Source organism: Streptomyces sp. NPDC090127 (assembly GCF_044746945.1).
GTDB lineage: Bacteria > Actinomycetota > Actinomycetes > Streptomycetales > Streptomycetaceae > Streptomyces.
On sequence record NZ_JBIVDE010000003.1, the window covers coordinates 110,574 to 134,203 of the forward strand.

At 70.6% G+C, this 23,630-nt stretch carries 25 protein-coding genes and 1 pseudogene; 17 read left to right on the plus strand and 9 right to left on the minus strand.

Annotation, left to right across the window (positions count from 1 at the left end; all coding sequences use genetic code 11):
• Positions 1-101: 101 nt before the first annotated feature.
• The 4 genes and pseudogenes from ACIPPS_RS11590 to ACIPPS_RS11605 all read left to right on the plus strand — a co-directional run bounded on the left by ACIPPS_RS11590 (position 102) and on the right by ACIPPS_RS11605 (position 1,970).
• Positions 102-626: a 2'-5' RNA ligase family protein gene (locus tag ACIPPS_RS11590; RefSeq protein ID WP_401429822.1), complete on the plus strand. Its 525-nt coding sequence runs from the start codon at positions 102-104 to the stop codon at positions 624-626.
• A 125-nt stretch (positions 627-751) separates the two neighbouring features.
• Positions 752-1,405: a DUF6357 family protein gene (locus tag ACIPPS_RS11595; RefSeq protein ID WP_401429824.1), complete on the plus strand. Its 654-nt coding sequence runs from the start codon at positions 752-754 to the stop codon at positions 1,403-1,405.
• A 72-nt stretch (positions 1,406-1,477) separates the two neighbouring features.
• A pseudogene (locus tag ACIPPS_RS11600) lies at positions 1,478-1,813 on the plus strand (DUF6357 family protein); the annotation flags it as partial.
• Positions 1,814-1,859: 46 nt separating this feature from the next.
• Positions 1,860-1,970, plus strand: a complete 111-nt coding sequence (locus ACIPPS_RS11605) for a DUF6357 family protein (RefSeq protein WP_401431354.1) — start codon at positions 1,860-1,862, stop codon at positions 1,968-1,970.
• Between the two features lie 36 nt (positions 1,971-2,006).
• Here ACIPPS_RS11605 and ACIPPS_RS11610 read toward each other — a convergent pair whose 3' ends face one another.
• Positions 2,007-2,477: a hemerythrin domain-containing protein gene (locus ACIPPS_RS11610; protein ID WP_401429826.1), complete on the minus strand. Its 471-nt coding sequence runs from the start codon at positions 2,475-2,477 to the stop codon at positions 2,007-2,009.
• Between the two features lie 878 nt (positions 2,478-3,355).
• The gene (locus ACIPPS_RS11615) at positions 3,356-3,883 is read right to left on the minus strand and encodes a GNAT family N-acetyltransferase (RefSeq protein WP_401429828.1); all 528 of its coding nucleotides are present in this window, start codon (positions 3,881-3,883) and stop codon (positions 3,356-3,358) included.
• A 367-nt stretch (positions 3,884-4,250) separates the two neighbouring features.
• On the opposite strand from ACIPPS_RS11615, the gene ACIPPS_RS11620 reads away from it, so the two are divergent.
• The 3 genes from ACIPPS_RS11620 to ACIPPS_RS11630 all read left to right on the plus strand — a co-directional run bounded on the left by ACIPPS_RS11620 (position 4,251) and on the right by ACIPPS_RS11630 (position 8,189).
• Entirely contained in the window at positions 4,251-4,649 is a 399-nt protein-coding gene (locus ACIPPS_RS11620; protein WP_401429830.1) for a hypothetical protein, read from the plus strand.
• Positions 4,650-5,056: 407 nt separating this feature from the next.
• Positions 5,057-6,712 (plus strand): M48 family metallopeptidase, encoded by a 1,656-nt coding sequence (locus ACIPPS_RS11625; protein WP_401429832.1) that lies wholly within the window; start codon positions 5,057-5,059, stop codon positions 6,710-6,712.
• 358 nt (positions 6,713-7,070) lie between these two features.
• Positions 7,071-8,189, plus strand: coding sequence for a hypothetical protein (locus tag ACIPPS_RS11630; RefSeq protein WP_401429834.1), 1,119 nt, complete (start codon positions 7,071-7,073; stop codon positions 8,187-8,189).
• A 47-nt stretch (positions 8,190-8,236) separates the two neighbouring features.
• Here ACIPPS_RS11630 and ACIPPS_RS11635 read toward each other — a convergent pair whose 3' ends face one another.
• Complete coding sequence (locus tag ACIPPS_RS11635; RefSeq protein WP_401429836.1) at positions 8,237-8,479, minus strand: DUF5133 domain-containing protein; 243 nt, start codon at positions 8,477-8,479, stop codon at positions 8,237-8,239.
• A 322-nt stretch (positions 8,480-8,801) separates the two neighbouring features.
• Here ACIPPS_RS11635 and ACIPPS_RS11640 point away from each other — a divergent pair, with 322 nt between their 5' ends.
• Entirely contained in the window at positions 8,802-8,930 is a 129-nt protein-coding gene (locus tag ACIPPS_RS11640; RefSeq protein ID WP_401429838.1) for a hypothetical protein, read from the plus strand.
• Between the two features lie 260 nt (positions 8,931-9,190).
• On the opposite strand, the gene ACIPPS_RS11645 is transcribed toward ACIPPS_RS11640, so the two are convergent.
• Positions 9,191-10,159: a LysR family transcriptional regulator gene (locus ACIPPS_RS11645; RefSeq protein WP_401429840.1), complete on the minus strand. Its 969-nt coding sequence runs from the start codon at positions 10,157-10,159 to the stop codon at positions 9,191-9,193.
• 95 nt (positions 10,160-10,254) lie between these two features.
• Here ACIPPS_RS11645 and ACIPPS_RS11650 point away from each other — a divergent pair, with 95 nt between their 5' ends.
• Positions 10,255-11,553, plus strand: a complete 1,299-nt coding sequence (locus tag ACIPPS_RS11650; RefSeq protein WP_401429842.1) for a nuclear transport factor 2 family protein — start codon at positions 10,255-10,257, stop codon at positions 11,551-11,553.
• Here the strand turns inward: ACIPPS_RS11650 and ACIPPS_RS11655 are convergent.
• Positions 11,505-11,927: a DUF6194 family protein gene (locus ACIPPS_RS11655; RefSeq protein WP_401429844.1), complete on the minus strand. Its 423-nt coding sequence runs from the start codon at positions 11,925-11,927 to the stop codon at positions 11,505-11,507. The genes ACIPPS_RS11650 and ACIPPS_RS11655 overlap by 49 nt on opposite strands.
• 358 nt (positions 11,928-12,285) lie before the next feature.
• On the minus strand, positions 12,286-12,519 hold the full coding sequence (locus ACIPPS_RS11660; protein WP_401429846.1) for a hypothetical protein: 234 nt from the start codon (positions 12,517-12,519) through the stop codon (positions 12,286-12,288).
• Positions 12,520-12,708: 189 nt separating this feature from the next.
• Here ACIPPS_RS11660 and ACIPPS_RS11665 point away from each other — a divergent pair, with 189 nt between their 5' ends.
• Positions 12,709-14,526, plus strand: coding sequence for a protein kinase (locus ACIPPS_RS11665; protein ID WP_401429848.1), 1,818 nt, complete (start codon positions 12,709-12,711; stop codon positions 14,524-14,526).
• 61 nt (positions 14,527-14,587) lie between these two features.
• Here the strand turns inward: ACIPPS_RS11665 and ACIPPS_RS11670 are convergent, their stop codons facing one another.
• Entirely contained in the window at positions 14,588-15,157 is a 570-nt protein-coding gene (locus ACIPPS_RS11670; RefSeq protein ID WP_401429850.1) for a hypothetical protein, read from the minus strand.
• 246 nt (positions 15,158-15,403) lie between these two features.
• Between ACIPPS_RS11670 and ACIPPS_RS11675 the strand changes: the two genes are divergently transcribed.
• On the plus strand, positions 15,404-16,840 hold the full coding sequence (locus ACIPPS_RS11675) for a carotenoid oxygenase family protein (RefSeq protein WP_401429852.1): 1,437 nt from the start codon (positions 15,404-15,406) through the stop codon (positions 16,838-16,840).
• A gap of 147 nt (positions 16,841-16,987) precedes the next feature.
• Positions 16,988-17,581 carry a VOC family protein gene (locus ACIPPS_RS11680; protein WP_401429854.1) on the plus strand — a complete coding sequence of 198 codons (594 nt, stop codon included), beginning with the start codon at positions 16,988-16,990 and terminating at the stop codon, positions 17,579-17,581.
• A 12-nt stretch (positions 17,582-17,593) separates the two neighbouring features.
• Here the strand turns inward: ACIPPS_RS11680 and ACIPPS_RS11685 are convergent, their stop codons facing one another.
• Positions 17,594-18,034, minus strand: coding sequence for an SRPBCC family protein (locus ACIPPS_RS11685; RefSeq protein WP_401429856.1), 441 nt, complete (start codon positions 18,032-18,034; stop codon positions 17,594-17,596).
• Positions 18,035-18,271: 237 nt separating this feature from the next.
• On the opposite strand from ACIPPS_RS11685, the gene ACIPPS_RS11690 reads away from it, so the two are divergent.
• The 3 genes from ACIPPS_RS11690 to ACIPPS_RS11700 all read left to right on the plus strand — a co-directional run bounded on the left by ACIPPS_RS11690 (position 18,272) and on the right by ACIPPS_RS11700 (position 20,631).
• Positions 18,272-18,433 (plus strand): hydrophobic protein, encoded by a 162-nt coding sequence (locus ACIPPS_RS11690; RefSeq protein WP_401429858.1) that lies wholly within the window; start codon positions 18,272-18,274, stop codon positions 18,431-18,433.
• A 445-nt stretch (positions 18,434-18,878) separates the two neighbouring features.
• Positions 18,879-19,358 (plus strand): MSMEG_6728 family protein, encoded by a 480-nt coding sequence (locus ACIPPS_RS11695; RefSeq protein WP_401429860.1) that lies wholly within the window; start codon positions 18,879-18,881, stop codon positions 19,356-19,358.
• 142 nt (positions 19,359-19,500) lie between these two features.
• Entirely contained in the window at positions 19,501-20,631 is a 1,131-nt protein-coding gene (locus ACIPPS_RS11700) for a spore photoproduct lyase family protein (RefSeq protein ID WP_401431356.1), read from the plus strand.
• Positions 20,632-20,704: 73 nt separating this feature from the next.
• Here ACIPPS_RS11700 and ACIPPS_RS11705 read toward each other — a convergent pair whose 3' ends face one another.
• Entirely contained in the window at positions 20,705-21,067 is a 363-nt protein-coding gene (locus tag ACIPPS_RS11705; protein WP_401429862.1) for a PRC-barrel domain-containing protein, read from the minus strand.
• Positions 21,068-21,329: 262 nt separating this feature from the next.
• Here ACIPPS_RS11705 and ACIPPS_RS11710 point away from each other — a divergent pair, with 262 nt between their 5' ends.
• Together ACIPPS_RS11710 and ACIPPS_RS11715 are read left to right on the plus strand one after the other, a co-directional pair.
• Positions 21,330-23,024: an alkaline phosphatase D family protein gene (locus ACIPPS_RS11710; protein WP_401429864.1), complete on the plus strand. Its 1,695-nt coding sequence runs from the start codon at positions 21,330-21,332 to the stop codon at positions 23,022-23,024.
• A 169-nt stretch (positions 23,025-23,193) separates the two neighbouring features.
• The gene (locus tag ACIPPS_RS11715; RefSeq protein ID WP_401429866.1) at positions 23,194-23,469 is read left to right on the plus strand and encodes a DUF3253 domain-containing protein; all 276 of its coding nucleotides are present in this window, start codon (positions 23,194-23,196) and stop codon (positions 23,467-23,469) included.
• The last annotated feature ends 161 nt before the right edge of the window (positions 23,470-23,630 follow it).

Below are 23,630 nucleotides of genomic sequence, written 5' to 3' on the forward strand. Positions count from 1 at the left end.
AGGCCCTGGCCCTGATCGACCACGTCGGCTCGAAACGCGCTCTGGCTCGCAGTCCCAGCCTGGCGTGTCGGGTTGCCTATCTGTGCTGCGATGATGACGCGGTGCCAGAGCCAGGGACCACTGCCGTCGTCATTCTGCTTCCCGATGCCGCCGCGCTTCTCGACGCGGCGTGGCGGATCGAGCCGGCCCTGGTGCGTGATGGGGTGCCGGCGCATGTTTCGCTGGTCTATCCGTTCGTGCCGGAATCGGCGCTTACGGGTCAAGACGAGACCGGAGTGCGGTGCCTGGCTGCGGGGTTTCCGGCAGTTGATCTGTTGTTGCGGGAGGTTGTGACGGCGGCCGGTTTCGTCGGAGTGGCCGTTCCGGAGCTACAACCGGTCGTTGATGCCTTCCGTGTTCGGTGGCCGGAGTTGACCCCGTACAGGGGCCGCTACGGTGCGCGGCCTGCCGCGCATGTCACGGTCGCCATGGGCGCTGACGACCAGACAGCCGCCCGTGTCCACGCTGCGGTCGGCAGACTGCTGCCACTGCGCACCCGTGCGGCGGCACTCCAGCTGGTAGTCCTGACAGACAGGGGCTGGCGGCCACGGCTCACCACCCCGCTCGGCAGCCCGGACGGACAATGAACTCCAAGACCCTGGTCCCAGGGCGTGGAGGGGGCTCTCCCACAGGCTCGGCGTACGCAACCGCGTGGAGGCTGCCACCGCCGCTACGCTGGTGGAGCAACCGCACACGTGAACGAAGGACGCGTATGGCTCGCCCTTACAACCCCGGACCGAGACAGTTCGTCTTCGCTGTCGGTGACGGCAACGACCAACAGGTCTCCGTGGGCGACCCCCAAGAAGCCTATGTGGCGTTCTCTGCGTTCTTCCGTGATCGGGAGTCCGAGATCTACACCATCGCCGATGAGTCCTCGGGGCAGAGTCTGGTACTCATGCCTGGGCAAGGTGTGATCTCCCGGATCAAGGTGGCAGGCCAACCTCGGTCGGAATACCTTCAGGTCGACAGGGGCAACCGCTACCTTCCGAGCGCGATGCTGTTCTTCGAGAACGGATATGCCGGGCTCGATCGCTTCGGCCAGTGGTTCTCCGACGTCGCCGACCTCGACGCGTCCCCGGAGACTCGCGGTGCCGCCCGCGCCGCCACGATCACGACGGAAGCAGCGGCGATCGAAGAAGTCGGTCGGATCTGGGCAGATTCGGGCTGCGTGGATCCGAGCGACCAGTACTACGTCTTCTTCGACGCGCATGGTGTCGACGAGGACCGGGCGGAACGGGCCGAACTGCTCAAGTTGATCGAGTTCCTCGGTGTCGAACGGGTCGACGCCCCGCCCGAGGCCGCTGGGGGCGAGGTCTGGGTGCGTACCGACACACGCCTCGACGTCGAGTTCGCACGGTGGTCGTGAACAGACGGTGCGGGGTGGGACGGCGACATCACCGTGGCGCCGGCCGGTGCCGTTCGGGGAAAGGCTGAGTTCGTGAAAGAGATCGTTTTCACGCGCACCAGCGGCTGGATCCCGAACGTGATCCGCGAGGACGGCGAGCTGAAACTGATGCTCGGTGCCGGGGCCGACGCCAACCACGAGCCTCGCACGTTCACGTTCTCGATCAGTGAAGCCCATCATGCGGTGATCCGCGAAGACCTGGCTCGGCATCTGCTGCTGTGGAGTGCGGCCCTTCCGCTCTGCGACGCCGCGGGAACCCGGGGCCGGCTCGACGAGAACGCTGCCGTCGCGCTCCTCGACCCGATTCTCCTCGCCGCGCCCGCGGACGTCGACCCGCTCTTTCGGCGGATCCCGTGGGACAGGGGCCGGCCGGGTCGACTACAGCCTGGTCGACGGGATCGGCGGGTACCGGAAGCTGGTGAGCGCCTTCTTCCGCGGCGGCTGCGCCGCACTCGAGCAGTACGGTCCCTGGATGTCGGACGTCGCCGAGTTCGAGCGCGCGCGTCGGCGGCGCGACGCCCGGTGACGCCGACACGAAGGGCCGGGAGATGGGGTGTCGGGGTCAGAGCGGTCCGAGCACCTCGCCCGGTACGGCTGCCGGCTCAAGGGTTTCGAGCACGGTGAGCAACTGCCGTTCCTCGTAACGGAAGTGGCTCTCCATGATCGCGGCGATGCCTTCGAGATGCTGGTCGAGCTCCTCGGGCGGCGCGGCCCGCTCGACGGCGGCACGGAGGCTGCCGAGCAGATGGGCGATCATCGAATGATCCTGCTCGAGCGAGCGCAGCACCGGGCGCAGTTCGGGGTACGCAGCCGCGATGGCTGGGAAAAGGGTGCGGTCCTCGCCCTGGTGGTGGGCGTCGAGAGCCGTGCAGAAGCCGTGGCAGTACAGCAGCAGTTCGCGGGTGGCCGCAATACCGGGAGTGCCGTCGGCAAGGGAGGCACGGGTCACGGACAATGCTTCTCGTAGGCGCTGGTGCACCCGACGGAGTTCTTGGCTCCAGGCGACAAGCCTGGTCGTCTCGCGCTCAGTCACGCGAGAGCGAAGGGTACGACGAGTACATCGTCGGCCTCCTTCGATCCGGCGCCTCCATGCCTGACACGGTCTGCCACCGGCACGCGACGCTTCCCGCACAGTACCGCACGCGCCTCCTCTCCACACCGCTGCCATCCCACGCTGCTGGACCTGCCGGATCCCCGCGCGTGTAGGCAGCCAGCTTTGACGCGCCAGGCAGACTCACGCGCCACGCATCCGTCGAGGCGACCGTCCAGCTGCCCGCCGGCTTCCGGATCGAGGCAAGACCGTCGCCGCTGAACTCCGGGCGTGGGACGGCTCGGTCCCCTGCGTCGGCCCCTGGCAGGCCCGGGCTGTCCGGGCGTTCGGTCGGGCGAATGGGTGTGGGTCGTGGGATCGGGGGCATGCGCGTGGTGAGCGCGTGGGACCGCTCTGGATATACAGGGTCTGCCGGACATCCCCCCTTCCGGCGGGCTCTTGGGTGGTGAACGGCCCGCACCGGTTGACGGTGCGGGCCGTTCGGCGCGTGGGCCCGTGGTGCCGGATGACAGAGGACCGTGAGCACCGCCGTCGAGGGAAGGCGGTGCGTTCGGGTTCAGCCGATGACGAACCGTTCGAGGCCCGTCTCCGACAGCAGGTCCTCCGAGTCCAGCCGTGCCGCGTCAGCGACCAGCCGGTCGTGGTCCTCCCGGAGCACCGGGATCTGGCGCTGGGGTCGACTGACAGGATGGCGGTCTTCCGAAGCCGACCACCGTCTCGCCCTCGACCAGTTCTCGGTGCCGGTTGACGGACATGCTGGAGCAGTACGCGAAGACGTCCGGACAGACCGCCGTCCTGGGCGGTGAAACCGACGTGCCTATCGACGTCGAGCCACTTCACATTGCCGTTGCGACGGCCCGTCAGTCACTGAGGATGCGCTCCCACAGCAGCCCGTCCTGCCAGCTCCCGTCGAGGAAGATCGAGGAGTGCGCGACCCCGTAGGGGCTGAACCCGTGACGGCGCAGGACCCGTTGCGACGGCAGGTTCTGCAGATTCGTGGACGCCTCGGCGCGGTGCAATCCGAGTTCGTCCGTCATCAACTGGAGTACAAGCCCGAGGGCGTGGCCGGCGTGCCCTTGATTCTGGGCGACGCTGGCGATCCAGTATCCGACGGAACCGCGGCGCAGGTGCGGTTGCGACAGGATGCCTCCGACGGTTATCTGCCCGATCACCTGGCCGTCGGCGAGTACCACGCCCGGCCAGACCGTGCCGGCCCGGTAGCCGGCCAGCAGCTTCTCGATCCGCTCCTCCTGGCCCTCCGGGGTGAAGAAGTCGGCCGGCTGGGCCGGTTCCCACGGCCGGAAAGCCTCCAAGTCCCGCACCCGATGCGCGGCGATCGAGGCGGCGTCGGTGGGCTCGATCAGGCGGATCCTAGTGCTGTTGTGCATCGGGTGATCCTCGTCGCGGTGCGTCGGATGAGACTGGCCAGCCTATGCGAGCCACAGGAGCCGACGCTTCTGGCCAAGCGCTTCCTCGCCCTGGCCTGTGACGCGCCGTCATGGTGCGGCCAGCACCCTGCCAGTGAGCCATTCGTCGACCATGGAGCTCTGGTGAGTATGTCCACCTGAGGAGTCGCAGCCGTCAGCGCAGCGGTCCTGATGGCCGGCGGTGCCACGCTCGCCGCCGCGTCGACGGCCGCGGCGGTGTTCAATCCGGTAGGTCCACCCCCTCAGCAAAACCGGCTTCGACATGCTTATCTTCACTCCACAGGAGTTGATCACCATTGGTCACTCCCTTCACTCCCATGGGAGATCCATGCTCCAGCTGACCCGTGGCCGCCTCGTTGCCGTGGCCGCCACCACCGCTGCTCTCGTGTTCGCCGCACAGGGCACCGCCACAGCAGCCCCTCAACGCGCCGTCACGGAGGGCGGCTACGCCGAGTGGAACGCCGACCCGTACAACGGAATACCCGGCGACGCGATCCGCGCCTGCGACACCACGGCCGACGGGTGGGGGATCGAGGCCTGGCTCGACATCGACCGGAACGGCACCGTCGACCGCATCGCCTCAACCCGCGGCAAAGACGCCCCTTACTGCACCGGCTGGGTCAGCGGCAACATCGAACCTGAAGGGCGGCCCATCCAGATGTGGGCGGTCACGGTAAAGGGCAGCAGCACCAAGGAAAAGGGCGGCCTCATCTGGAGCCACTCCTGATCCACCACCGGCACCCCCGGGGGCCGCACCCGCCGAGACAACACAGGTCTACGTCGGGCGGGCGCGGCCCACGCCGGTGAGCAGAGCATTACGTGGGTGCCCGGTCTGCTCAACGCGCGGTGGCCGGGCCGAGTCCGCCGCTCAGCCGGCGCTGTCACGCCAGCGTTCGGTGAACAGCGCTCGTTGATGCGACGCCGGACTTCCAGCCAGCGAGGGTAGTGGGCGTGAGGTTCGTGACCAGGCAGACGGGGTGTCCGTGAAGTGTGCGATGGTCCCGCGGGGCCCGAGGCGGCAGGGGCCGCGGGAACCAGTTGGACTGCGGCCGTACGGATGAGCGATACTCCGCTTCCCCCCACAGCTTCACCGACCGTCACTTCTTTACCGTTTCCGTGGGGGGACTCTGCCCGATGGGCGCTTCTCTGCGTGCCCTGCGCGCCTTCCTGTTGCTCGCCGGCTTCTACCTGCTCGGCGTCGTCATGCTCGCTCTGCTCGGCCTCGTCGACGTGCTCTCCTGGCTCTGGGCGCCCGCGAGTGTCTACCTCAAGCTCTGGATCGTCAGCGCCGTGCTGGCCGTCCCCATCGTCCGAGGCATGTTCCTCCTGCGGACCGGGCGCGACGACGAACCCGCGGGCGTCCTCGTGGCCGAGACCGACGAGCCCCGTCTGTGGGCCGCCGTCCGCGAACTCGCCGAGCAGGTCGGCACACGCGCCCCCGACGAGATCCGGCTGACGGCCGACGTGAACGCGGCGGTCAGCGAGGATGCCCGCCTCCTCGGCCTGCTCGGCGGTCGTCGTCGGCTCTACCTCGGGCTGCCCTTGATGGCCGGCCTCGACGAGGCGCAACTGCGGGCCGTACTCGCCCACGAGCTCGGCCACTACAGCAACGCCGACACGCGGCTGGCCGGGATGACCGAGCGCGGCCGCGTCCAGGTCGTCCGCACCATCGCGCACTTCGAGGAGAAGGCGGGCGGCAAGGAGGCCAAGGAGCGGGCGAAGCAGGAGGCCAAGCAGAAGAAGCGACTGGCGAAGGGAAAGCAGGACAAGGAGATCGACACCGGCGGCGCGGGGATCACCTACCGCACGATGGCGAAGATCTACACGGCGTACGCCCGCTTCTACATGCGCGCCACCTTCGCCGGCTCGCGCCGTCAGGAGCTCGCCGCCGACCTCGCCTCCGCCCGGATCGCGGGACGCGACGCGACGGCGTCGGCGCTGCGCGAGATCCCCGCCCTTGACGCGGCGTTCGGCTTTTACATGAACGCCTACGCGACGATGGGCGCCGAGCACGGCCTGCTCCCGCCGCGGGGCGAGGTCTTCGGTGGCGTACGGCACCTGCTGGCCGCGCGCCCCGACGAGTTGGACGGGCTGCGGCGCGAGCCGCCGGCGGAACCGGCGTCGGCCTACGACTCGCATCCGCCGACCGCCGAGCGCGTCGCCCGCATCGAGGCGCTCCCGGACGACGGCCGCGCCGCGGAGCGGGCAGCCCCGGCCTTCGCGCTGCTCGCCGACGTGGACCGGGCGCTCGCCGCCGTGGAGGACGCCACCCTGACGCCCGAAGCGTCGCGGATGCGGCGCCTGCAGTGGTCGGAGCTGGTCCACACCTCGATGACGGCACACTTCGCGCGTGACGCGGAACCCCTGCGGCAGGCCACGGCCGACGTGACCGGTAGCGGCACGCTGGACGCGCTGCTCGACGCGATCGACGCGGGAACCGTTCGGCGGATCGTCGAGCGCCTGCCCCGCTCCGAGCAGGCAGAGTCCGCGACCGGCCGCGCGGCTCGCGAGTTCGCTCGACCGGTACTGCGCCGGGGCCTGTCCCGGTTGGTGGTCCTCGCCTTCCTGGCGGACGGCCGGGCTCGCTGGGAACTGTCCTGGGCCGAGTCGGCCGGCCTCCACCTCCCATCGGGCGTCGCGGACGCCTTGGACGCGGCCTTGGACGCGGCCGTAGCGGACGAGTCGGACACGAGCGGTCTCCGCTCGCTCCTGGCCACACCGGCGGCGGAGACCGTCGGCGCGGAGCCGGCCGCGTCCGACGCGCCGGCGGCTGCCGAGGCGAGGGCCTGACCCGGACGGCAACGCCGTCGCCGACATCTGCCGAAGCGACGGCCTGACCCCGACGGCAACGCCCTCGCCGACATCTGCCTAGGCGACGCCCTGACCCGGACGGCAACGCCCTCGCCGGTCGTCTGCCTGGGCGACGGCCCGACCCCGACCGCAACGCCGACGCCGACGCCGACATCCACCGAGACGACGGCCCGACCCCGACGGCAACGCCGACCGCCTGACGACGGCGGGGCACGCCGGTGCGGCCACGCACGGCGCCGGAGTCGACTTCCGACTCCCGCGCTCACCCCGAGCCCCGAGCCCCGAACCTTGACCCACGAACCTTGACCCCCCACCACCGATCCACGAAGGAAAGCTCGTGCCTCGTCTCATCCCGCTCATCGTCATCGCGGTGGCGATCTACTTCTGGCTGAAGGCCCGCAAGGCCAAGAAGGCCACCGGGGCCCACGGCTCCGCCGGGCGCGTCTCCAACGGGGACGTCGCCAAGGCCGCGGCGAAGCTCGGGCTCGTGCCCGCCGACCGGCTCGACGTCGAGATGATCGCGCCCGAGACGCCCGAACGGAAGGCCGTCCGGGCGGCCGTCGCCGCCGGGGACTGGAAGGCGGCCGCCGCCTTCGCCGAGGAGGCCGGCCGCGACTGGCACCAGCGGACGCGGCGCATCACCCTCCTCGCCGACTTGGCCGTCAAGGACGACGACTGGCTGCGAGCGTGGCTCCGCGAGCAGCCGCAGGACCCGGCCGCGAACGCGGTGAACGCCTCCGCGCTCGTCTATGTGGCCTGGGAGATCCGCGGCAACCTCCGCGCCAAGGCGACCAGCAGCGAGCAGTTCGACGGCTTCCACCGCGTGCTGGCGCAGGCGCGGGCAGCATTCGCGAAGGCGCAGGAACTCGCGGGCGACGACCCCTCGCCCTTCATCGGCGAGCTGCCGCTGGCGATGGGCCTCGGGCTGCCGCACGAGTACGTCGAAGAGCTCTGGGCCGAGATCGAGAAGCGCGACCCGTACCACCTGACGGCGCACACCAACGCCCTTCAGTACTGGTGCGCGAAGTGGCGCGGCTCCCACGAGGCGATGCACGAATTCGCCCGCCGCGCGGCGGCCAGGGGCGGCGAGGGCCGGCTGCTGACGCTCCTGCCGCTGGAGGCGTACTTCGAGGAGGAGACCCACGAGAGCGACATCGACCCGCAGTCCTTCTACTCCCGTCCGGAGGTCGTCGCGGCGACCGACGCCGCGCTGGCCGACGTCGCGGCGGCGACCGCACTCATGGACCCGCGCGACGGACGGATCCTGATGGTGCGGCACATGCTGGCCTGGATGCTGTTCTGGCAGGACCGCTACGAAGAGGCGCTGGAGCAGTACCGCGAGATCGACGGGTACATCGGCTGCGCCCCGTGGACGTACTCCTCGGACCCGAAGGACCGCTACACCAACACCCGCGACTACACGGCCGCCCAGATCGTCAAGGCCCGCAGCCTCTGAGGAGCCGCCACGGGCCACGGCGTGGTCCGGTCGTCGGGAGGCGCCGTCTACGCCGCCAGCGTCGCGTCCGCCTGGACGACGCCCGCCCGACCGGCGTACTGCTCGAGCAGCGCGTCCGCCGCGAGGAGAGCACGCTCGACGGTGCGTTCCCCGGTCATCACGCACAGGGTGTACGCGGTGTCTTCAAGGGCCATGCTGGTGGACCCGGTTGGGCGCACGTCATGTTCGATGCGCGCCTGAGCGAACCGGGCCAGCACCTCGCGCAGCTCCTTCTCCGCCGGAAGGATCATGGTCGTACCTCTCCCCTCATACCCCTCCTCGCGGTACGACCCGGCCGCACCGCGAGGGGGTGACTGTCTCCCTGGCATTCCGACGCCAGGGTCAACGGCCCCGGCAGAGTCAAGCAGGACGTCGAATGCCCCGGATGAAAGGGCTTATGCCTCGGTCTCCCGGGCCGCGTGGTCATCGGTCTGAACGGTTGGCAGCACGTGGTGCGCGGGCCGCGAGCCAGAGGGCGACCCGCTCCTGCAACTCGCGGTCGGAGTAAGGACTGTCCCTCCAGGCGCTCGGTGCGGCACGGCGGCCCGCGTGCATGTCCCGCAAGAAGGCGCCGTGCGTACGGGTGCCTTCCGGGAGCATGACCAGGAACTCGCGCCGCTGGTCGAGAAGACCGGAGGAAACGGCCAGGTCGTACCAGTCCTCATTGAGACGCTGGACAAGCTGTGGGTCTCGTACCGGTGAGAGACGCGTCCGCCGATGTCCTCCGGGCGGTACCCGAAGACGAACGGCATCGTGCCGTCCGGCACCGCGTTCTGGATCACCTCGAGGCCGGCCCGCCGCAGCGGCCGATACATCTTGCGTTCGCGCTCCTGGACACCCACAGGTCAGTGTTCTACCAGGGTCGGCGCGCCTGGATTCCCCCGGGCAGTGCCTTACCGTTTCCCGACCTCCCGGACCGGTTGGGCGTCGGTGACCTTCAGGCGGCTGTTTGGCGGGCCGCCTCAGGGATGCGTCGTGTTGTGCCCTTCCGGAACGCCATGAAGGCCGTCCGCCGTGTCGCCCGAGTGCGCCGGCCGGCTGGAGCGGACCGACGCGAAGACCGCGGCGAGGTGTTCCAACAGGGGTCCTGTACGCGGGTGGACCGCGCGTCGCGGCGTGACCGTGTATATGCCCCGCCTGGGAGGATCGACCAGGTCTATCGCGGCGACGTCCGCCCTCAGCGCACGCCTCAGGACGCCAGGGACGAGTGCGATGGCGTGGCCGGTGGCGACCAGGGCCAGTTTGCCCGGCAGGTCGACCGCCGAGAGTCCGATGCGGGCGTCGACGCCCGCGCGGGCGGCATGGTGGCGCAGGAGCGCTGCCGATCCGTCGTTGTCCTCCACCCACATCTGGTCGGCCAGGGCGGTGATGTGCACCGGGCCGCGCCCTACGTGAGGGTGGTCGGTGGGCAGGACCACGACCATCTCGTCCAACCCGAGGAGGCGGCGCTCCACCCGTGCGTCGGTCGGTAGCCCGGGCGGCGCGTCGGTCACGACGGCGAGGTCGAGGTGGCCCTCGGCCACGCGCACGTGCAGGTCGGCACTGAGACCCGGGAGCAGGCTCCAGCGCAGCGGACCGACCTGCGTCAGCAGGGCACGTACTGCTTCGGGAACGATCCCCGCCGCGAACGAGGGCGTCGCACCGATGACGAGGGCTCGGTCGACGGCCCCGGCCCCCGCGTCCTGGGCGGCGCGCACGGCGCGGTCGGCCTCGTTGATTGTGGCCAGGGCGTGGCGGTGAAATACCTCTCCGGCCGGTGTCAGCCGTACGCCCCGCGCGTGACGTTCCATCAGGCGTACCCCGAGCTGTCGCTCCAGCCCCGCGATCTGGCGTGAGACCGCCGACTGCGTGTGGTGGTTCTCGGCGGCTACAGCCGACAGCGAACCGAGCCGGCACACAGCCACGAAAGTCCGCCACACAGCGAGGTCCATGGCGTCAGTATGCCTCGTACGTATGCGAGTTCAGCAGAGCACCTCTGCGATATCTGCGCTTGTCGCATGCCGCTGGGTGTACCAGGCTCATCCGTATGACCACAGGGCAGACGATCGCCGTCCTCGGCTTGGGACGTATGGGCGGCGCGATGGCAGGACGGCTGGCGTCCCAGGGCTGGAGCGTCGTGGGCTGGACCAGGGCAGGACGTACTCCGACGGGCCTCACAGTGGCCCGGAACCCGAGCGATGCCGTGGCGGCAGCGGACGTCGTCCTGCTGTCGCTGTTCGACGGCGCAGCCTGCCGGGACGTCCTGGAGACCATTGCGGGATCGTTGCGGCCCGGCACGGTGGTGCTGAACACCAGCACCATCGCCGTCAGCGAAGCCTCGGAGCTGGCCCGGCGATTCGGCGCGTCCTACATCCAGGCGCCTGTTCTCGGCTCCGTGCCGGCCGCGGCGGCCGGCGCCCTGCAGATCCTCGCCGCTGCGGACGGGGAGGGGCTCGACCAGGTACGGCCGGTCCTGGAAACACTGGGAACCGTGCTGCCGGTCGGCCAGGCTCGCACCGCCGCCGCACTCAAACTGGTCGCCAACCACAGCCTCGCCGGTGCCCTGGCGGCGCTCGGCGACTCGCTGCGCCAGGCCGACGCCCTCGGCCTGTCACGTCAGCAGGCCCTGGCCGTGCTCGAACGCGGCCAGCTCGGCGGGCTCGTCGCCCGCAAACGCCCGTACCTCCTCAGGGAACCGGTCGACGCTCCGGCGCAGTTCAGTGTCGACGCACTCGCCAAGGACATGGCCCTTCTGGCGGCTGCTTCAGGTGCTCCTCTGCGTAGCGCTCGCTCTCTGGCCGGCACCCGCGACAGCGAGGGCGATGGCGATGCGGACGTTGCCGCTCTCGCCACCGCCCCGGCCGCGCCGGACGCCGTCCTGGCACCCCTACGCTCCTACATGCGCGGCCACGCCACCGGCGACCCCCAGCACTTCCGCGACGCCTTCATGCCCACCGCCCGAATCGAAGGCCTCAGGGCGGGGGCGCTCGTCTCATGGAACCTGGACGACTACTGCGATCTCTTCAGCGGGCGGCCGGCGCCCGACGAATCCGCCCGGTCCCGGCGTATCGATGCGGTCGACGTCACGGGCACCGTAGCAACAGCGACGATGACGCTCGCGCACGGTCCGGACACCTTCACCGACCTGTTCCTTCTGATCCTCGTCGACGACAACTGGCGCATCGCCAACAAGGTCTATCACCGGCACGCCTGCCCCTTCCCACGGCTTCGACCGAGCCGCCCCGATCCCCCGGCGTCCCGGCGTCCCGGCGTCGGGCAGCTAGCTGGTGCCCCGCGTCAGTCCGTGGGTTCAGCGCGTCGCTCATGGCGCGAGCGTGCGAGGTGATAGGCCGCCTGCAGCAGCTCGCGTGTTGACGCTTCGGTGCGCTCGCCCGGGTTCACCACGGCGAGCCAGCCGACGCTGCCGTAGACGGGGTGCGCGATCACGGTGTCGGTGGTGCTGGGGTCGACGTCGACGGGGGCCGGTTCTCGCGGTGCGTGACCGGTCCACCGGATGAACGCCTCCTTCCCGGCGGCGATGTTCAGGCGGAAGGTGTCCGGCCGGTCCAGACGCGATGCCTCGTCCCCGGGGTAGTTCTTGGTCACGACAGTCGCGAAGGGCTGGGTCGTCGTCGGAAGGACGCCGTCAGGTGCGTAGGAGAAGAACGTGTCCCCCCAGCTGATTTCCGGCGTGCGCGCGGCGCACGCACGGCTCGACACAGAGCGCGCGGATCTGAGGCAGGCCGCTGTGCTCTCCCGGCGCGGGCACACAGGCTGATCCGGGAGGGCCGCGAGGGCCCGCAGACCAGTGGCTCGTCGTGAAGCGCGACGACCGCCCCACGTGGTCGGCGACCAGCACCCCGGCCTCGCCAATCACGCGTCACCTGCACGATCCAGCTCAGCTCACCCCGCATCGGCCCGGACTACCGTCGGCGTCCCCGGGCTCAGGAGCGGCAGGCCACCGGGTAGGGGCACTGCCGGGGCCTGCCCGGCGCGCTCCACACCGGCGTGGATGGCGCCGACGCGCCAAAGGGACCGTCTTCTCGCCGGGAGCTCTTTCGCCTGGCGGGGCACCTGCCTACTCGTTGTCCCACCACTTGCGGGGTGCGCCCTCCTCGTAGTGCAAGCCCTCGTGGCCGCGTGGCAGCGAGCAGAAGAAGTTGCCCTGCAGAAGAAGGTCCCAGCTGTCGGGTCCCACCGTGTTGCAGCGAGGCGCGAGCTCCGCGTCCGATGCTGGAGCGCCGGCGGGGGGCTCAGAAGCGACGGGTCCCTCGGAGTCCTCTATGCCGACGGGATTCTGATTGATAGCCATACATGCATCCTCCCCTACCGGGTCCCCGGATGGTTCGACGCCCCGAACGCATACGGTCCACAAGCAGATCCGTAGTGGAACCGTTGCGCGACGTGGCGAAGGGGTGCGGCGAGAATCGGTACGCTCCCCCTTCGCGGCTTCGCGGCTTCGACAGGGGGCCGAACTGCCGTACACAGGGGATGAGTCATCATGAACAGCACACCTTCCGCCGATCTCTTCAGGCCGCTCCAAGAGGGCGACCCGGCTGTCGTGGGCGGTTACCGACTGGCGGCCGTGCTCGGCACGGGGGGCATGGGCAAGGTGTACCTCTCCTACACGCCGGGCGGGAGACCCCTCGCGCTCAAGGTGATCCGGCCCGAGTTCAGTGAGGACCCCGAATTCCGGCGGCGGTTCCGCCAGGAGGTCCAGGCCGCGCAGCGGGTGCAGGGTCTGTACACAGCGCCGGTCATCGACTTCGACACCGACGGCGTTCAGCCCTGGCTCGCCACCGCCTACGTCCCGGGGCCCTCCCTCGCGCACGCCGTGGCCGAGCACGGTGGACTGCCCCTGCGCAGCGTGCTGTTGCTGGCCGTGGGAGTCGCCGAAGCGCTGCACGTGATCCACGGCGCGGGCATCGTCCACCGCGATCTGAAGCCCGCCAACGTGCTCCTGGCGTCCGACGGGCCTCGCGTGATCGACTTCGGCATCGCCCGCGCCGCCGACGCCACCGCGCTGACCGGCGCCGGCGTCAGCGTGGGAACCCCGGCGTTCATGGCGCCCGAACAGGCGTCGGCGGGTACGGTCACCGCCGCCACCGACGTCTTCGCCCTGGGACAGATCGCGGCCTTCGCGGCGATCGGCTCTCCCGTCTACGGCGACGGGTCCTCGCACGCGGTGCTCTACCGGATCGTCCACGAGGACCCTGACCTCAGCAGGCTGCCGGCGGATCTGCTGCCTCTGGTGACCCGTTGCCTCAGCCGCGACCCAGCCGGCAGGCCCAGTCCGGCCGAGATCATCGAGCTGTGCCACGAACTGTCTCCCGCCGCGCTGCGCCAGGGCGAGGACTGGCTGCCGCAGAAGGTCGCCGGATCGATCACCGAGCGACTGCGACTGCCCGAACCAGCGCGAACCCCGCCGCCGCGGCCCGCCGTCACACCGACGCCGACCGAGGTTTCCCCGCCCAACTCGGCGCCGGGAGCGGTGGACCCCCACGCGCCGACCGGCTTCGGCATGCCCTCCGCGCCGACTCAAAGTGCGCCGGGAATGCCCGGTCCGGTGCCCCAGCCCGGGCACCCGTCCCCTGGGTCGGGCTACCCCACCCCGGCCCCCGGCCATCCGGCGTACTCCACGCCCGCCCCGGGCCGCCACATGCCGCATCCGGCCCCCTACCCGCCCTACGCGCCCCCGGCGAGCCCGAAGCCGAAGCGGACCGGACTGATCGTGACCGCTGCGGTCGTGGGAGCGGTCGTCCTCCTCGGAGTCATCAGTTCCCTGCTCCCGGACGGGGACCCCAAGGACAAGGCGAGCGGCTCCCCCTCCCCCAGCACCAGCACCAGCACCAGCACCAGCCGGAGCAACGGTGGCAGCTCTGACGGGGGCAAGGCGAAAGCGGACACGAAGCCCGTCTCGTACACGGGCGTCGACCTGACGGAGGGGTACGAACTCATGCTCGCCGACAACCCGCCACGCCCGGCCGAGCGCGAGGACGTGGCGTACGGCAACGGAGACCTCTACTACAGCGTCATCGGCTTCCTCGAAGAGGCGAAGCTCGGCACGGCCAACGGAAAGCTCGTCGTGCTGAACAACACGCAGGAGGGCTCCCTGGAGACCTGCCGCGCGGTGACGCGTTACACCGAGAAGGTCGACCTCGCCCAGCTCAGCAGCGGCTCGGAGATCTGCGTGCTCAGTGACGCGGGCCATGTCGCGGTGGCCACCTACCGCGGCAAGTCGGGCAAGAACGAACCCGGCTCCTACGTCACCATCGACCTGCGGATCTGGCGCAACGCCGAAGAGGCCAAGGGCGACTGACCCTCACGGGCCCGGGTATGTCCGGGTGCGATGGTCGCGGTTTCGTGGGCCGCGACCGCGCTCACCAGTACGTCGGCACCTCGTCCCAGTGCTCGGACTCCGGGAGCCTCTCGCCGTAGACATCCAGGATGGTCAGGCGGATCACCACGATCTGGTCCTCGACAGCGTGCTGGTACAGGCCGTCTCGCGTCTTGTCCCACCGCCCAGGGCGCCCGATCAGGCCGCTGGCCAGGAGCTCCTGCCCGATCTCATCGCCCGGCTCCTGTGACGGGCGGGATATCTCGACCGTGCCTTCTGCGGCCGTCCAGTGCCAATGCAGATGGTGCATGGCGACGATCCGCGTCCAGGGGTCACGCCGGAGCTTGCGCACGAGGTCGCTGTCCGCCGCGCCGGCCAGCCGCGCGACGCCGGCTTCACGGTCCACGTTGTACGCGTGCGTCGGCCCGGTGGCACCGCCATATCGGTACCGGGTCGTCCTGCCGGGCTCGGGCCAAGCCGTCACGCCGCCCGTGCTGACGTATCCGTGAAGGAAGGCGTCGTACCGGCTCTTCCCGAAGATCTGAAAGGCTTCCTGCGTGGACAACGGACCGCCGTCCGGAAACCCTTGCGGGGCAAAGCCCTCGGTCAGCACCGTCTCCCCCCTTCACCCGGTCGTCTCCCCATCGTATGCGGGCGTGGCGCCTCGAACCACCGACGCCGGCGAGATCTCGGCCCTGCGGCCTGCAGTGGACTCGTCGGCGGTACGCGGCCTGGGCGCCGGGCCCGCGTGCTCCGCGGCTGGCGGTACGGTCCCGAGCGCGTTTCACTGGAAGTGCCGCACACGCGTGCCGCGGGGGACCGATCCGCCGGCCCCGCCGGGCGCACGCCGGGAGGTCTGGTGAGCACGCACACGACACCCCGCTTCGACCCGACCCGGGTGCCCCACCTGCTCGGCTCGTTCGCCCCGGTGACCGAGGAGGTCGACGTCGTCGACCTGGAGGTGACCGGCGAGATCCCGGCCGACCTGGACGGCCTGTACCTGCGCAACGGGCCGAATCCCCGATTCACTCCGATCGGCTCGTACCTCTATCCCATCGACGGCGACGGCATGCTGCACGGCGTCCGGCTGTCCGAGGGGCGCGCCCGCTACCGCAACCGCTTCGTCCGGACCCCCGCGCTGGAGGCGGAGGAGCGGGCCGGCCGGGCCCTCTGGGGAGGGCTCGCCTCGATGATCACGCCGGACGCCGACCAGGTCGGACCGGAACTCGCGGGCACGTTCCGGGAACTCCCGGACATCAACGTCGGGCGACACGGCGGCCGGATGCTCGCCCTCGCCGAGTCGGCCTGCCCCTTCCGCATCGACGGGACCCTGGCGACCGTCGGCCGCGAGGACTTCGACGGCGCACTTCCCGCCGGCATCACCGCGCACCCCAAGATCGACCCGGTCACGGGAGAGATGGTCGTCTTCTGCTACGGCCTCGAGCCGCCGTATCTGACCTGGTCGGTGCTGGCTCCCGACGGAACCGTCAGCCGCGGTCCCACGCCTGTCGACGGCGTCGACGCGCCGATGATGATCCACGACATGGCCCTGACCGACCGCTACGCCGTCCTCGTCCTGGCCCCGGCCTTCTTCGACCTCGGCGCGGCCATGGCAGGCGGCTCGTTCCTCGCCTGGCGGCCGGAGCACGGCACCCGGGTGGCGCTGATCCCCCGCGACGGCGGGGCACCGCGCTGGGCGGCCGACGAGGCCTTCTGGCTCTGGCACACGGTGAACGCCTACGACGACGGTCCCGGCGAGGACGCTCCCGTGGTCCTCGACTACGTGCAGTGGAGCCGGCTGACCGTCGGCGGCGCCCCGGAGGAGTCGGCGGGCCCGGTGAGTGGTGGTCTGGTGCGTGCGCGGATCGATCCGGTGGCCGGCAGCATGGCCCGTACCCTGCTGGACGACGCCCGGGTCGAGTTCCCCCGCGTCGACGACCGGCGCATCGGCCGGCGGCACCGTCACACGGCGCTGGCGACCGGGACCGGCCGCGAGGACCTGCTGACGGGAGAGTACGACGCCGTCCGCTGGTTCGACACCGAGACCGGTACCGCGCGCGTCTGGTCCGCGGGGGACCTGTCCGTCGGCGAACCGGTGTTCGCCCCCGAACCGGGCCGCGAGTCCGAGGAGCACGGCTACTGGCTGACCTTCGCCACCGATCGTAGGGACGGGACGAGCTGGTTCCTGGTGATCCCCGCCGAGGACCCGGCCTCGGGGCCGGTGGCGCGCGCCCGCGTCCCGGTCCGGGTCCCCCTCGGCCTGCACGGCTGCTGGTTGCCGACCGACGGTGGATGAACAGATCCGGTAGACCGCCCGACCACTGGTGGAAAAGTCCTCTTCACTCAACGAACCGCCGTGACAGGATTCGTCACTTGGCCGTGTGGTTGGCGGTGGGGGCGACCATGACGAGCAGGTGGCGGGCTGGGCTTGGGGGGGAATGGGATGCTGACCGGGATCGTGATCGACGCGCTGGACGTCGCCGGCATGGAGCGCTTCTGGTCGAGCGCGACGCGGGGCCGGACCGGAGAGCTGCGACTCCGCTTCGTACCGACGACGAAGCCGAAGTCGGCGCAGAAGAACCGACTCCATCTCGACCTGGCCGGCGGACCGGAGTGGGAGGCCGAAGTGGCGCGCTTGCTCAGCCTCGGCGCGACGCGGGTCGACATCGGGCAGGGCGACGTCCCCTGGGACGTGCTGGCCGATCCGGAGGGCAACGAGTTCTGCGTGCTGCGCCCCGGTCACCCCGGCGTACTGGCAGACGCCGGCCTCGTCGCGATCTGCCTCGACGTCGCGGAGCCGGACCGGTACGCACAGTGGGCCTTCTGGGAGTCCGAAGCCGCCTGGCACGCGGTCGAGTCTCACGACTGGGGTGTCCGGCTGCGCCGGGCCCCTGCCAGTACGGTCTCGCTGGTGATGGGACCACCGGCGGCGCCGAAGGGGGCGCGGAACAGACTGCGCCTGGAGGTCACCCACCCCGACTGGGAGCCGGGCGAGTTCGTCGACACCGCCGGGAACGAGTTCCACGTCACGGGGTGACCGAGCCCCACGTCACGGGGTGACTTCGCCGCCCGCGAACGCGTGCTCGGCCATCTTCTGGAACTCGCCGAGGTCGTAGTTGGTCAGCGTCGCGTCGAGGTTCGTCAGCGCCCCCAGGTGCTCGACGAAACCGCTGGGTTCGTACTCGACCTGCAAGGTCACCCGGCTTTCGACGGCGCTGAGTCGGTGGAAGGTCACCACTCCCGCGTGGTGGACTCCGTCGGTGGTCCGCCACGCGATGCGGTCCTCGACGACCACCTCGGTCAGCTCGGCCACGAATTCCTTGTCCGCTCCCGGCAGGGACACCTGCCAGGCGAACGTCGTCGCGTCGATCCGGTCGACGTGCTTGACGTGGCTGAGGAACGACGGCCAGCGCTCGACATCCGCCCAGAGCGACCAGCACACCGAGACCGGTGCCTTGATGTCGACCGCTTCGAGCAACGAGGACGCCATGATGGTTCTCCTTCGGTGAGCAGGCAGCTGTCCGAACTCCGGTACCCCGGTCGCCGCATTTCATCGACCTCTTCTCCAGCCGCGTGCCGACGCTCCAGCACGGACGACTGGAACCGCGTACCCGGTCGACAGAGAAGGACGTGGAAGGCTGCCCGCCCACGGAGATAAGAAACCCGTAAATTTCGCACGCATGGCCGAATGAAGTCGGGGCACACGGTGCTGCGGAGGTTGATAACTATGGTTCCCCTGCTTCTCGTTCTTCTGCTCGCTCTGATTCTCTTCGGCGCCGGTTTCGCGGTGAAGGTCCTGTGGTGGGTCGCCATCGCGGTCCTGGTGCTGTGGCTGATCGGCTTCGTCGCCCGCCCGAAGGGCAGTAGCGGACGCTGGTACCGCTGGTAGCCGAAGGCACAGAATCACTCATATCGCTGTGCAGGCGGTGGCCTGATCCCCTCAAACCGAGGGCGGTCGGGCCACCGCCTGTCCGCGTGCGCGAAGCGGTCACACCATCCTCACGGGTGTGGACCACTGGCTGCTTGGAAGGCGGGGTATGAGACCTGCAGCCGGGGTGGCCCGGTGCTGCCGCAGAGGGAACCTGCGCACCTCCGAGCACCGGCGGCCGCCCCGGTCCGCGCCGACGGCCGACCCGGTCCGCGCCGACGGCCGACCCGGTCCGCGCCGACGGCCGACCCGGTCCGCATGTCCGACGTGTACGGAGGGCAGCGACGGCAGCCACTCCTGGCTCGGCCGCCGCGACGTCATCGCCGACCGCGCCCATAGCGGGCCGACCTCCCGCTCGGGTGGCGCCCAGGTGAGCCGGCGCCCTGCCGCGGGGACAAGAGCACACATGCAGACATTTCTCCCGTACGAGAACTTCTCCGGCTCCGCGGCCGTCCTGGACCCGAGGCGACTGGGCAAGCAGCGTGTCGAGGCGCTTCAGGTGTTCCGGGGGCTGACCGTGCCGACGTACGGGTGGCGCCGGCATCCCGCGGTGCGGATGTGGGCCGGGTACGAGGAGGCCCTGGTGCGGTACGGCCTGGACGTCTGCGGCGTCTGGACCGCCGAGGGCCGGGTCGACACCTGCGCCGTCACCCTCATGGCCGACTATCGTGCCTGGCGTCCGTCGGCCGAGGTGCGCGGGCAGAGCGGGCTCGCGGCGGCCGGTGAGCTGCCGCCCTGGCTCGGCGAGTCCGCTTTCCACCGGAGCCACCAGTCGGCGCTCCTGCGCAAGGACCCCGCGTACTACCGCCCCCACTTCCCCGACGTACCGGACGACCTGCCCTACGTCTGGCCGGCGTCCGATCGGGAGGGCCGCCGGGCGGGGTGAGGGGCAGGGCTTCGTAGACTGGGGCAAACACCTCGGTAACGGCCATGGCTCGGACCGAGGAAGTCCAGCGGCGCAGCGGAGCGGAGTGCACATGGGGCGGCGTGCCCAGGAGGCGGCCGGCGAACCCGAGGGCCTGTTCGGCATGGCGGAGCTCATGGCCGCGGCCGCACCGGCCGAGGCGCACGAGGACCGGCCGTTTCGCGACGGGCCCGAGGCGCGCAGGCTGCTGGGGGTGGCGGAGATCCATGCGGAACCGGCCGCCGCCGCGTCCTGGCGTGGCCGGCAGATCATCGCGCGCTTCCCCGATGCCCGGCTCGTCGAGACGGACTCCCACTGGCGCATCCCGCGGCTCCACGGCAACGAGGGGAACGTCGAGCGCTGGGTCAGGATCAAGCGGGAGACGCTGGTCCTCGGCGAACGCACCTCCCTCGGCGTGCGCCCCAACGGGCGGTCCGCCGACTGGATCGCCCCCGGCCTCTCCAACGGATGCGCCATGGCCTGCGCGTACTGTTACGTCCCGCGTCGGAAGGGGTTCGCCAACCCCATCACCGTCTTCACCAACGTCGACCGCGTCCTGCACGCCCTCGGCCGCCACATCGCCGCCGGCGGGCCCAAGAAGGACCCCAACCAGTGCGACGAGCGGGCCTGGGTCTACGACATCGGTGAGAACGGCGACTGCTCGGTGGACGACCTGATCAGCGACAACACGGCCGACCTGGTCCACGCCTTCCGCCGGTGGCCCACCGCCAAGGCGTCTTTCGCGACGAAGCTGGTCAACCCCGATCTGCTGCGGCTCGACCCGCAGGGCCGCACCCGCATCCGCTTCTCCCTCATGCCTCCGGACGACTCGCGCCTCCTCGACATCCGGACCAGCCCGGTCTCCACACGTGTCGAGGCGGCCGCCGACTTCGTGGACGCCGGCTACGAGGTGCACTTCAACCTGTCCCCGGTGGTGATCCGCCCGGGCTGGCGCGCGGCTTGGGACGATCTGCTGCGGATGATGGACGACGTCCTGCCACGGCGGGTGAAGGAGCAGGCCGCGGCGGAGGTCATCATGCTCACCCACAACCAGGACCTGCACGAGGTCAATCTGGGTTGGCACCCCCGCGCCGAGGACGTCCTGTGGCAGCCGGATCTGCAGCAGCCCAAGAGGTCCCAGAACGGCGCCCTGAACGTGCGCTACCGCAACACGGTCAAGCGCGACGCCGTCGAGACGCTGTCCCGCCTGATCGAGGCCCGCGCGCCGTGGCTGCGTGTGCGGTACGCCTTCTGAGCCGACTGGCAGAACCGAACCGGACCGCACGCCACGCGGCGGAAGGCCGGCGGCGGGGGCGTACGGGCGTGCCCTACCGGGCGCCGTCGCCACCCGCCTGCTCGTAGTACGAGGCCACCTGATCGCGGTACTCGACCTCGTCGAGGTGCTTCTCGCGGTGGAACTCGGGAGCGTTCTTGATCTGTTCCTTCGAGAGGTCCAGGTAGATCCTCTCGTCCTCCGCGTCGATGCGTGAAATCGTGTTCGCGGGCAGGAGCACCTCCTTGCCGAAGATCCACACACCGGTGTCGACCACGACGTAGGCGTCGTCCACCTCTTCCGAGTGCTTGTCGACCTTGCCGATGCTGCCGTCGACCGCTTCCACCTTGTAGCCCGTCAGGTCCGCGCCGACGGCGTAGTTGAAGGACGGCCGGTAGTTCCAGGCGTTCTCACTCACGAACGAACCACTCCTGTTTCGGAATCGATGATGGTCCCTCCCCCGGCCGCGGCGCGGTCTCGCGGCGCTGATGCGTCGCAGTGACCCGTCCCAGTATCGCCATCAGGCCATCGAGTGCCCCGTTCCGCCACCCGTATACCTGCGGCTCGGATCGCGCGGCGTTCCGGGCCCGTCCCGGGTGCGGCGGCGTCGTTTCCGTCGTCGTTCAGTACTGTACGGAGCGGCCGTTCCGTACCGTGCGGAGCACCGGAAGGGACTCGCGATGGCCGGTCTGAGGTTGGGCCCGCTCCTGCGACACGTCGACTGGGAGTCGGGCACGAGTGCGACCGTGTGGGTCGAGACCGATCGGCCGTGCACGGCTGAGGTCCGGTGCCCCGGCGGCGCCGGTGGGTCCGCTCGTACGTTCAGCGTCGCGGGCCACCACTACGCACTGGTGATCGTGACCGGACTCGCCCCCGGGTCCGCCACCCCCTACGAGATGCTGCTCGACGGCGAGCGGGTGTGGCCCCTCGCGGACTCGCCACGGCCGCCCAGCGCCATTCACACGCCGTCGGTCCCGGCGACCGGCGCCGTGGTCGCCTTCGGGTCGTGCCGGTGGGCCGCGCCTGCCATGGGCAAGTCCGATCCGGTGGGCCCCGACGTCCTCGACACCCTCTCCGCCCGGCTCGCCTCCGATCCGGAGGGCGACCGTCCCGATGTTCTCGTCCTCCTCGGCGACCAGGTGTACGCGGACGAGACGTCCGCCGAGACCCGCGCCTGGATCGCCCGGCACCGGCAGGCCGCGGGCACCGGCTCCACCGCCCCGCCCGACCAGGTCGCCGACTACGAGGAGTACACGCGTCTCTACGACGAGTCCTGGGGCGACCCTGAACTGCGCTGGCTGCTCTCGACCGTACCCAGCTGCATGATCTTCGACGACCACGACGTGATCGACGACTGGAACACCAGCACCGCCTGGGTGGCCGAGATGCGGGCCACGCCGTGGTGGCACGAGCGGATCACCGGTGGCCTGATGTCGTACTGGGTCTACCAGCACCTCGGGAACCTCTCCCCCGCCGAGCTCGCCGAGGACGAGCTGTACAAGGCGGTACGGGAGGCCGGCGACGGCACGGAGGTGCTGCGCGCGTTCGCCGAACGCGCCGACGCCGACCCGGCGACGGTCCGCTGGAGCTATCGCAGGGACTTCGGCCGCACCCGCCTGCTGATGGTCGACACCCGGGCCGCGCGGGTACTGGAGGAGCAGCACCGGGCGATGCTGGACGCCGAGGAGGCGGCGTGGCTGCGGACGCAGGCGTTCGACGGCTCCGGCGGCGTGGACCACCTGCTGATCGGGACCTCGCTCCCGTGGCTGCTGCCGCCGATGGTCCACTTCGCGGAGAGTTGGCACGCGGCGCTCTGCCGGGGCGAACGCGGGCCGCGCTGGGCCCGCTTCGGCGAGTGGTTGCGCCGGCGGGCGGACCTGGAGCACTGGGCTGCCTTCACCTCGTCGTTCGATAAGCTGACGGACACCATCGCCGAGTTGGGGAGGGCCGACACCGCCCCCGCGACGGTGTGCGTGCTCTCCGGGGACGTGCACCACGCCTATGTGGCGGAGCCGGTATGGACCACCGGCCGGCGGCCGGGCTCCCGTGTCTTCCAGCTCACCTGCTCCCCGCTGCACAACTCGGTGCCGGCGGCCATGCGGGTGGGATTCCGTTTCGGCTGGAGCCGGTTCGCCAAGGGGATCGGGCACCTGCTCGCCCGCCACGGACGGGTCACGAGACCGACGGTCCGGTGGGAACGCACCGGCGGACCGTGGTTCGGCAACCAACTGATGACGCTGACCATGCGGGGGCGTACGGCACGCCTGCGGCTGGAGCGGGCCTCGGCCGGTGCGCAGCGGGGGCGGCGCGGGACCGACCGCGCGGGTGCCCGGCTCACCGGTGTCCTCGATCTGCGTCTGACGGAGGAGAGTTGACGGCCGGCGTGCCGCGCAGCGCCCTGCCGGCTCACGGGCCGGTCCCACCCCCTACGCTGCGTCATGCAGGCGCCCACCCCGGTCGCCGCCGCAGTCTGCGGGGGCGACCCGTGACCGCCGTCGTCGCCGACGCTTCAGCCGCCGTCGACACAGTTGCGACACTGGTGGAGTGACGGACAGCGAACGGCAGGTGGACCGGCTCCTGGAGAAAGCCATCCTGGAGCTCCTGGAGCAACGCGGCCCGGGCAGGACGATCTGCCCGTCCGACGCCGCGCGGGCGGTGTACGGCGGGGACGACGACGGGTGGCGCGGGTTGATGGAGCCTGCCCGGCGTGCCGCTCGGCGGTTGGTCACGGCCGGCGAGGTGGAGATCACCCAGAGGGGTCGTCCCGTCGAGCCGACAGAGGCCCGCGGCCCGATCCGCATCCGCCGTGTCACCCGCTGACACGTCCGGATTGGGGTGCGAGATCGGACGTACGCTCCACGGGTGACGGCCGCCCGTTCGGCCCGTAGCGGCACTTTCTCGCTGTCAGACTCCCGAGAGGGAACGCGCCGGTGGGGCGTGGTGTGGCGGGGGTCGGGGTGAGGCAGGGTGGGCGTGACCGA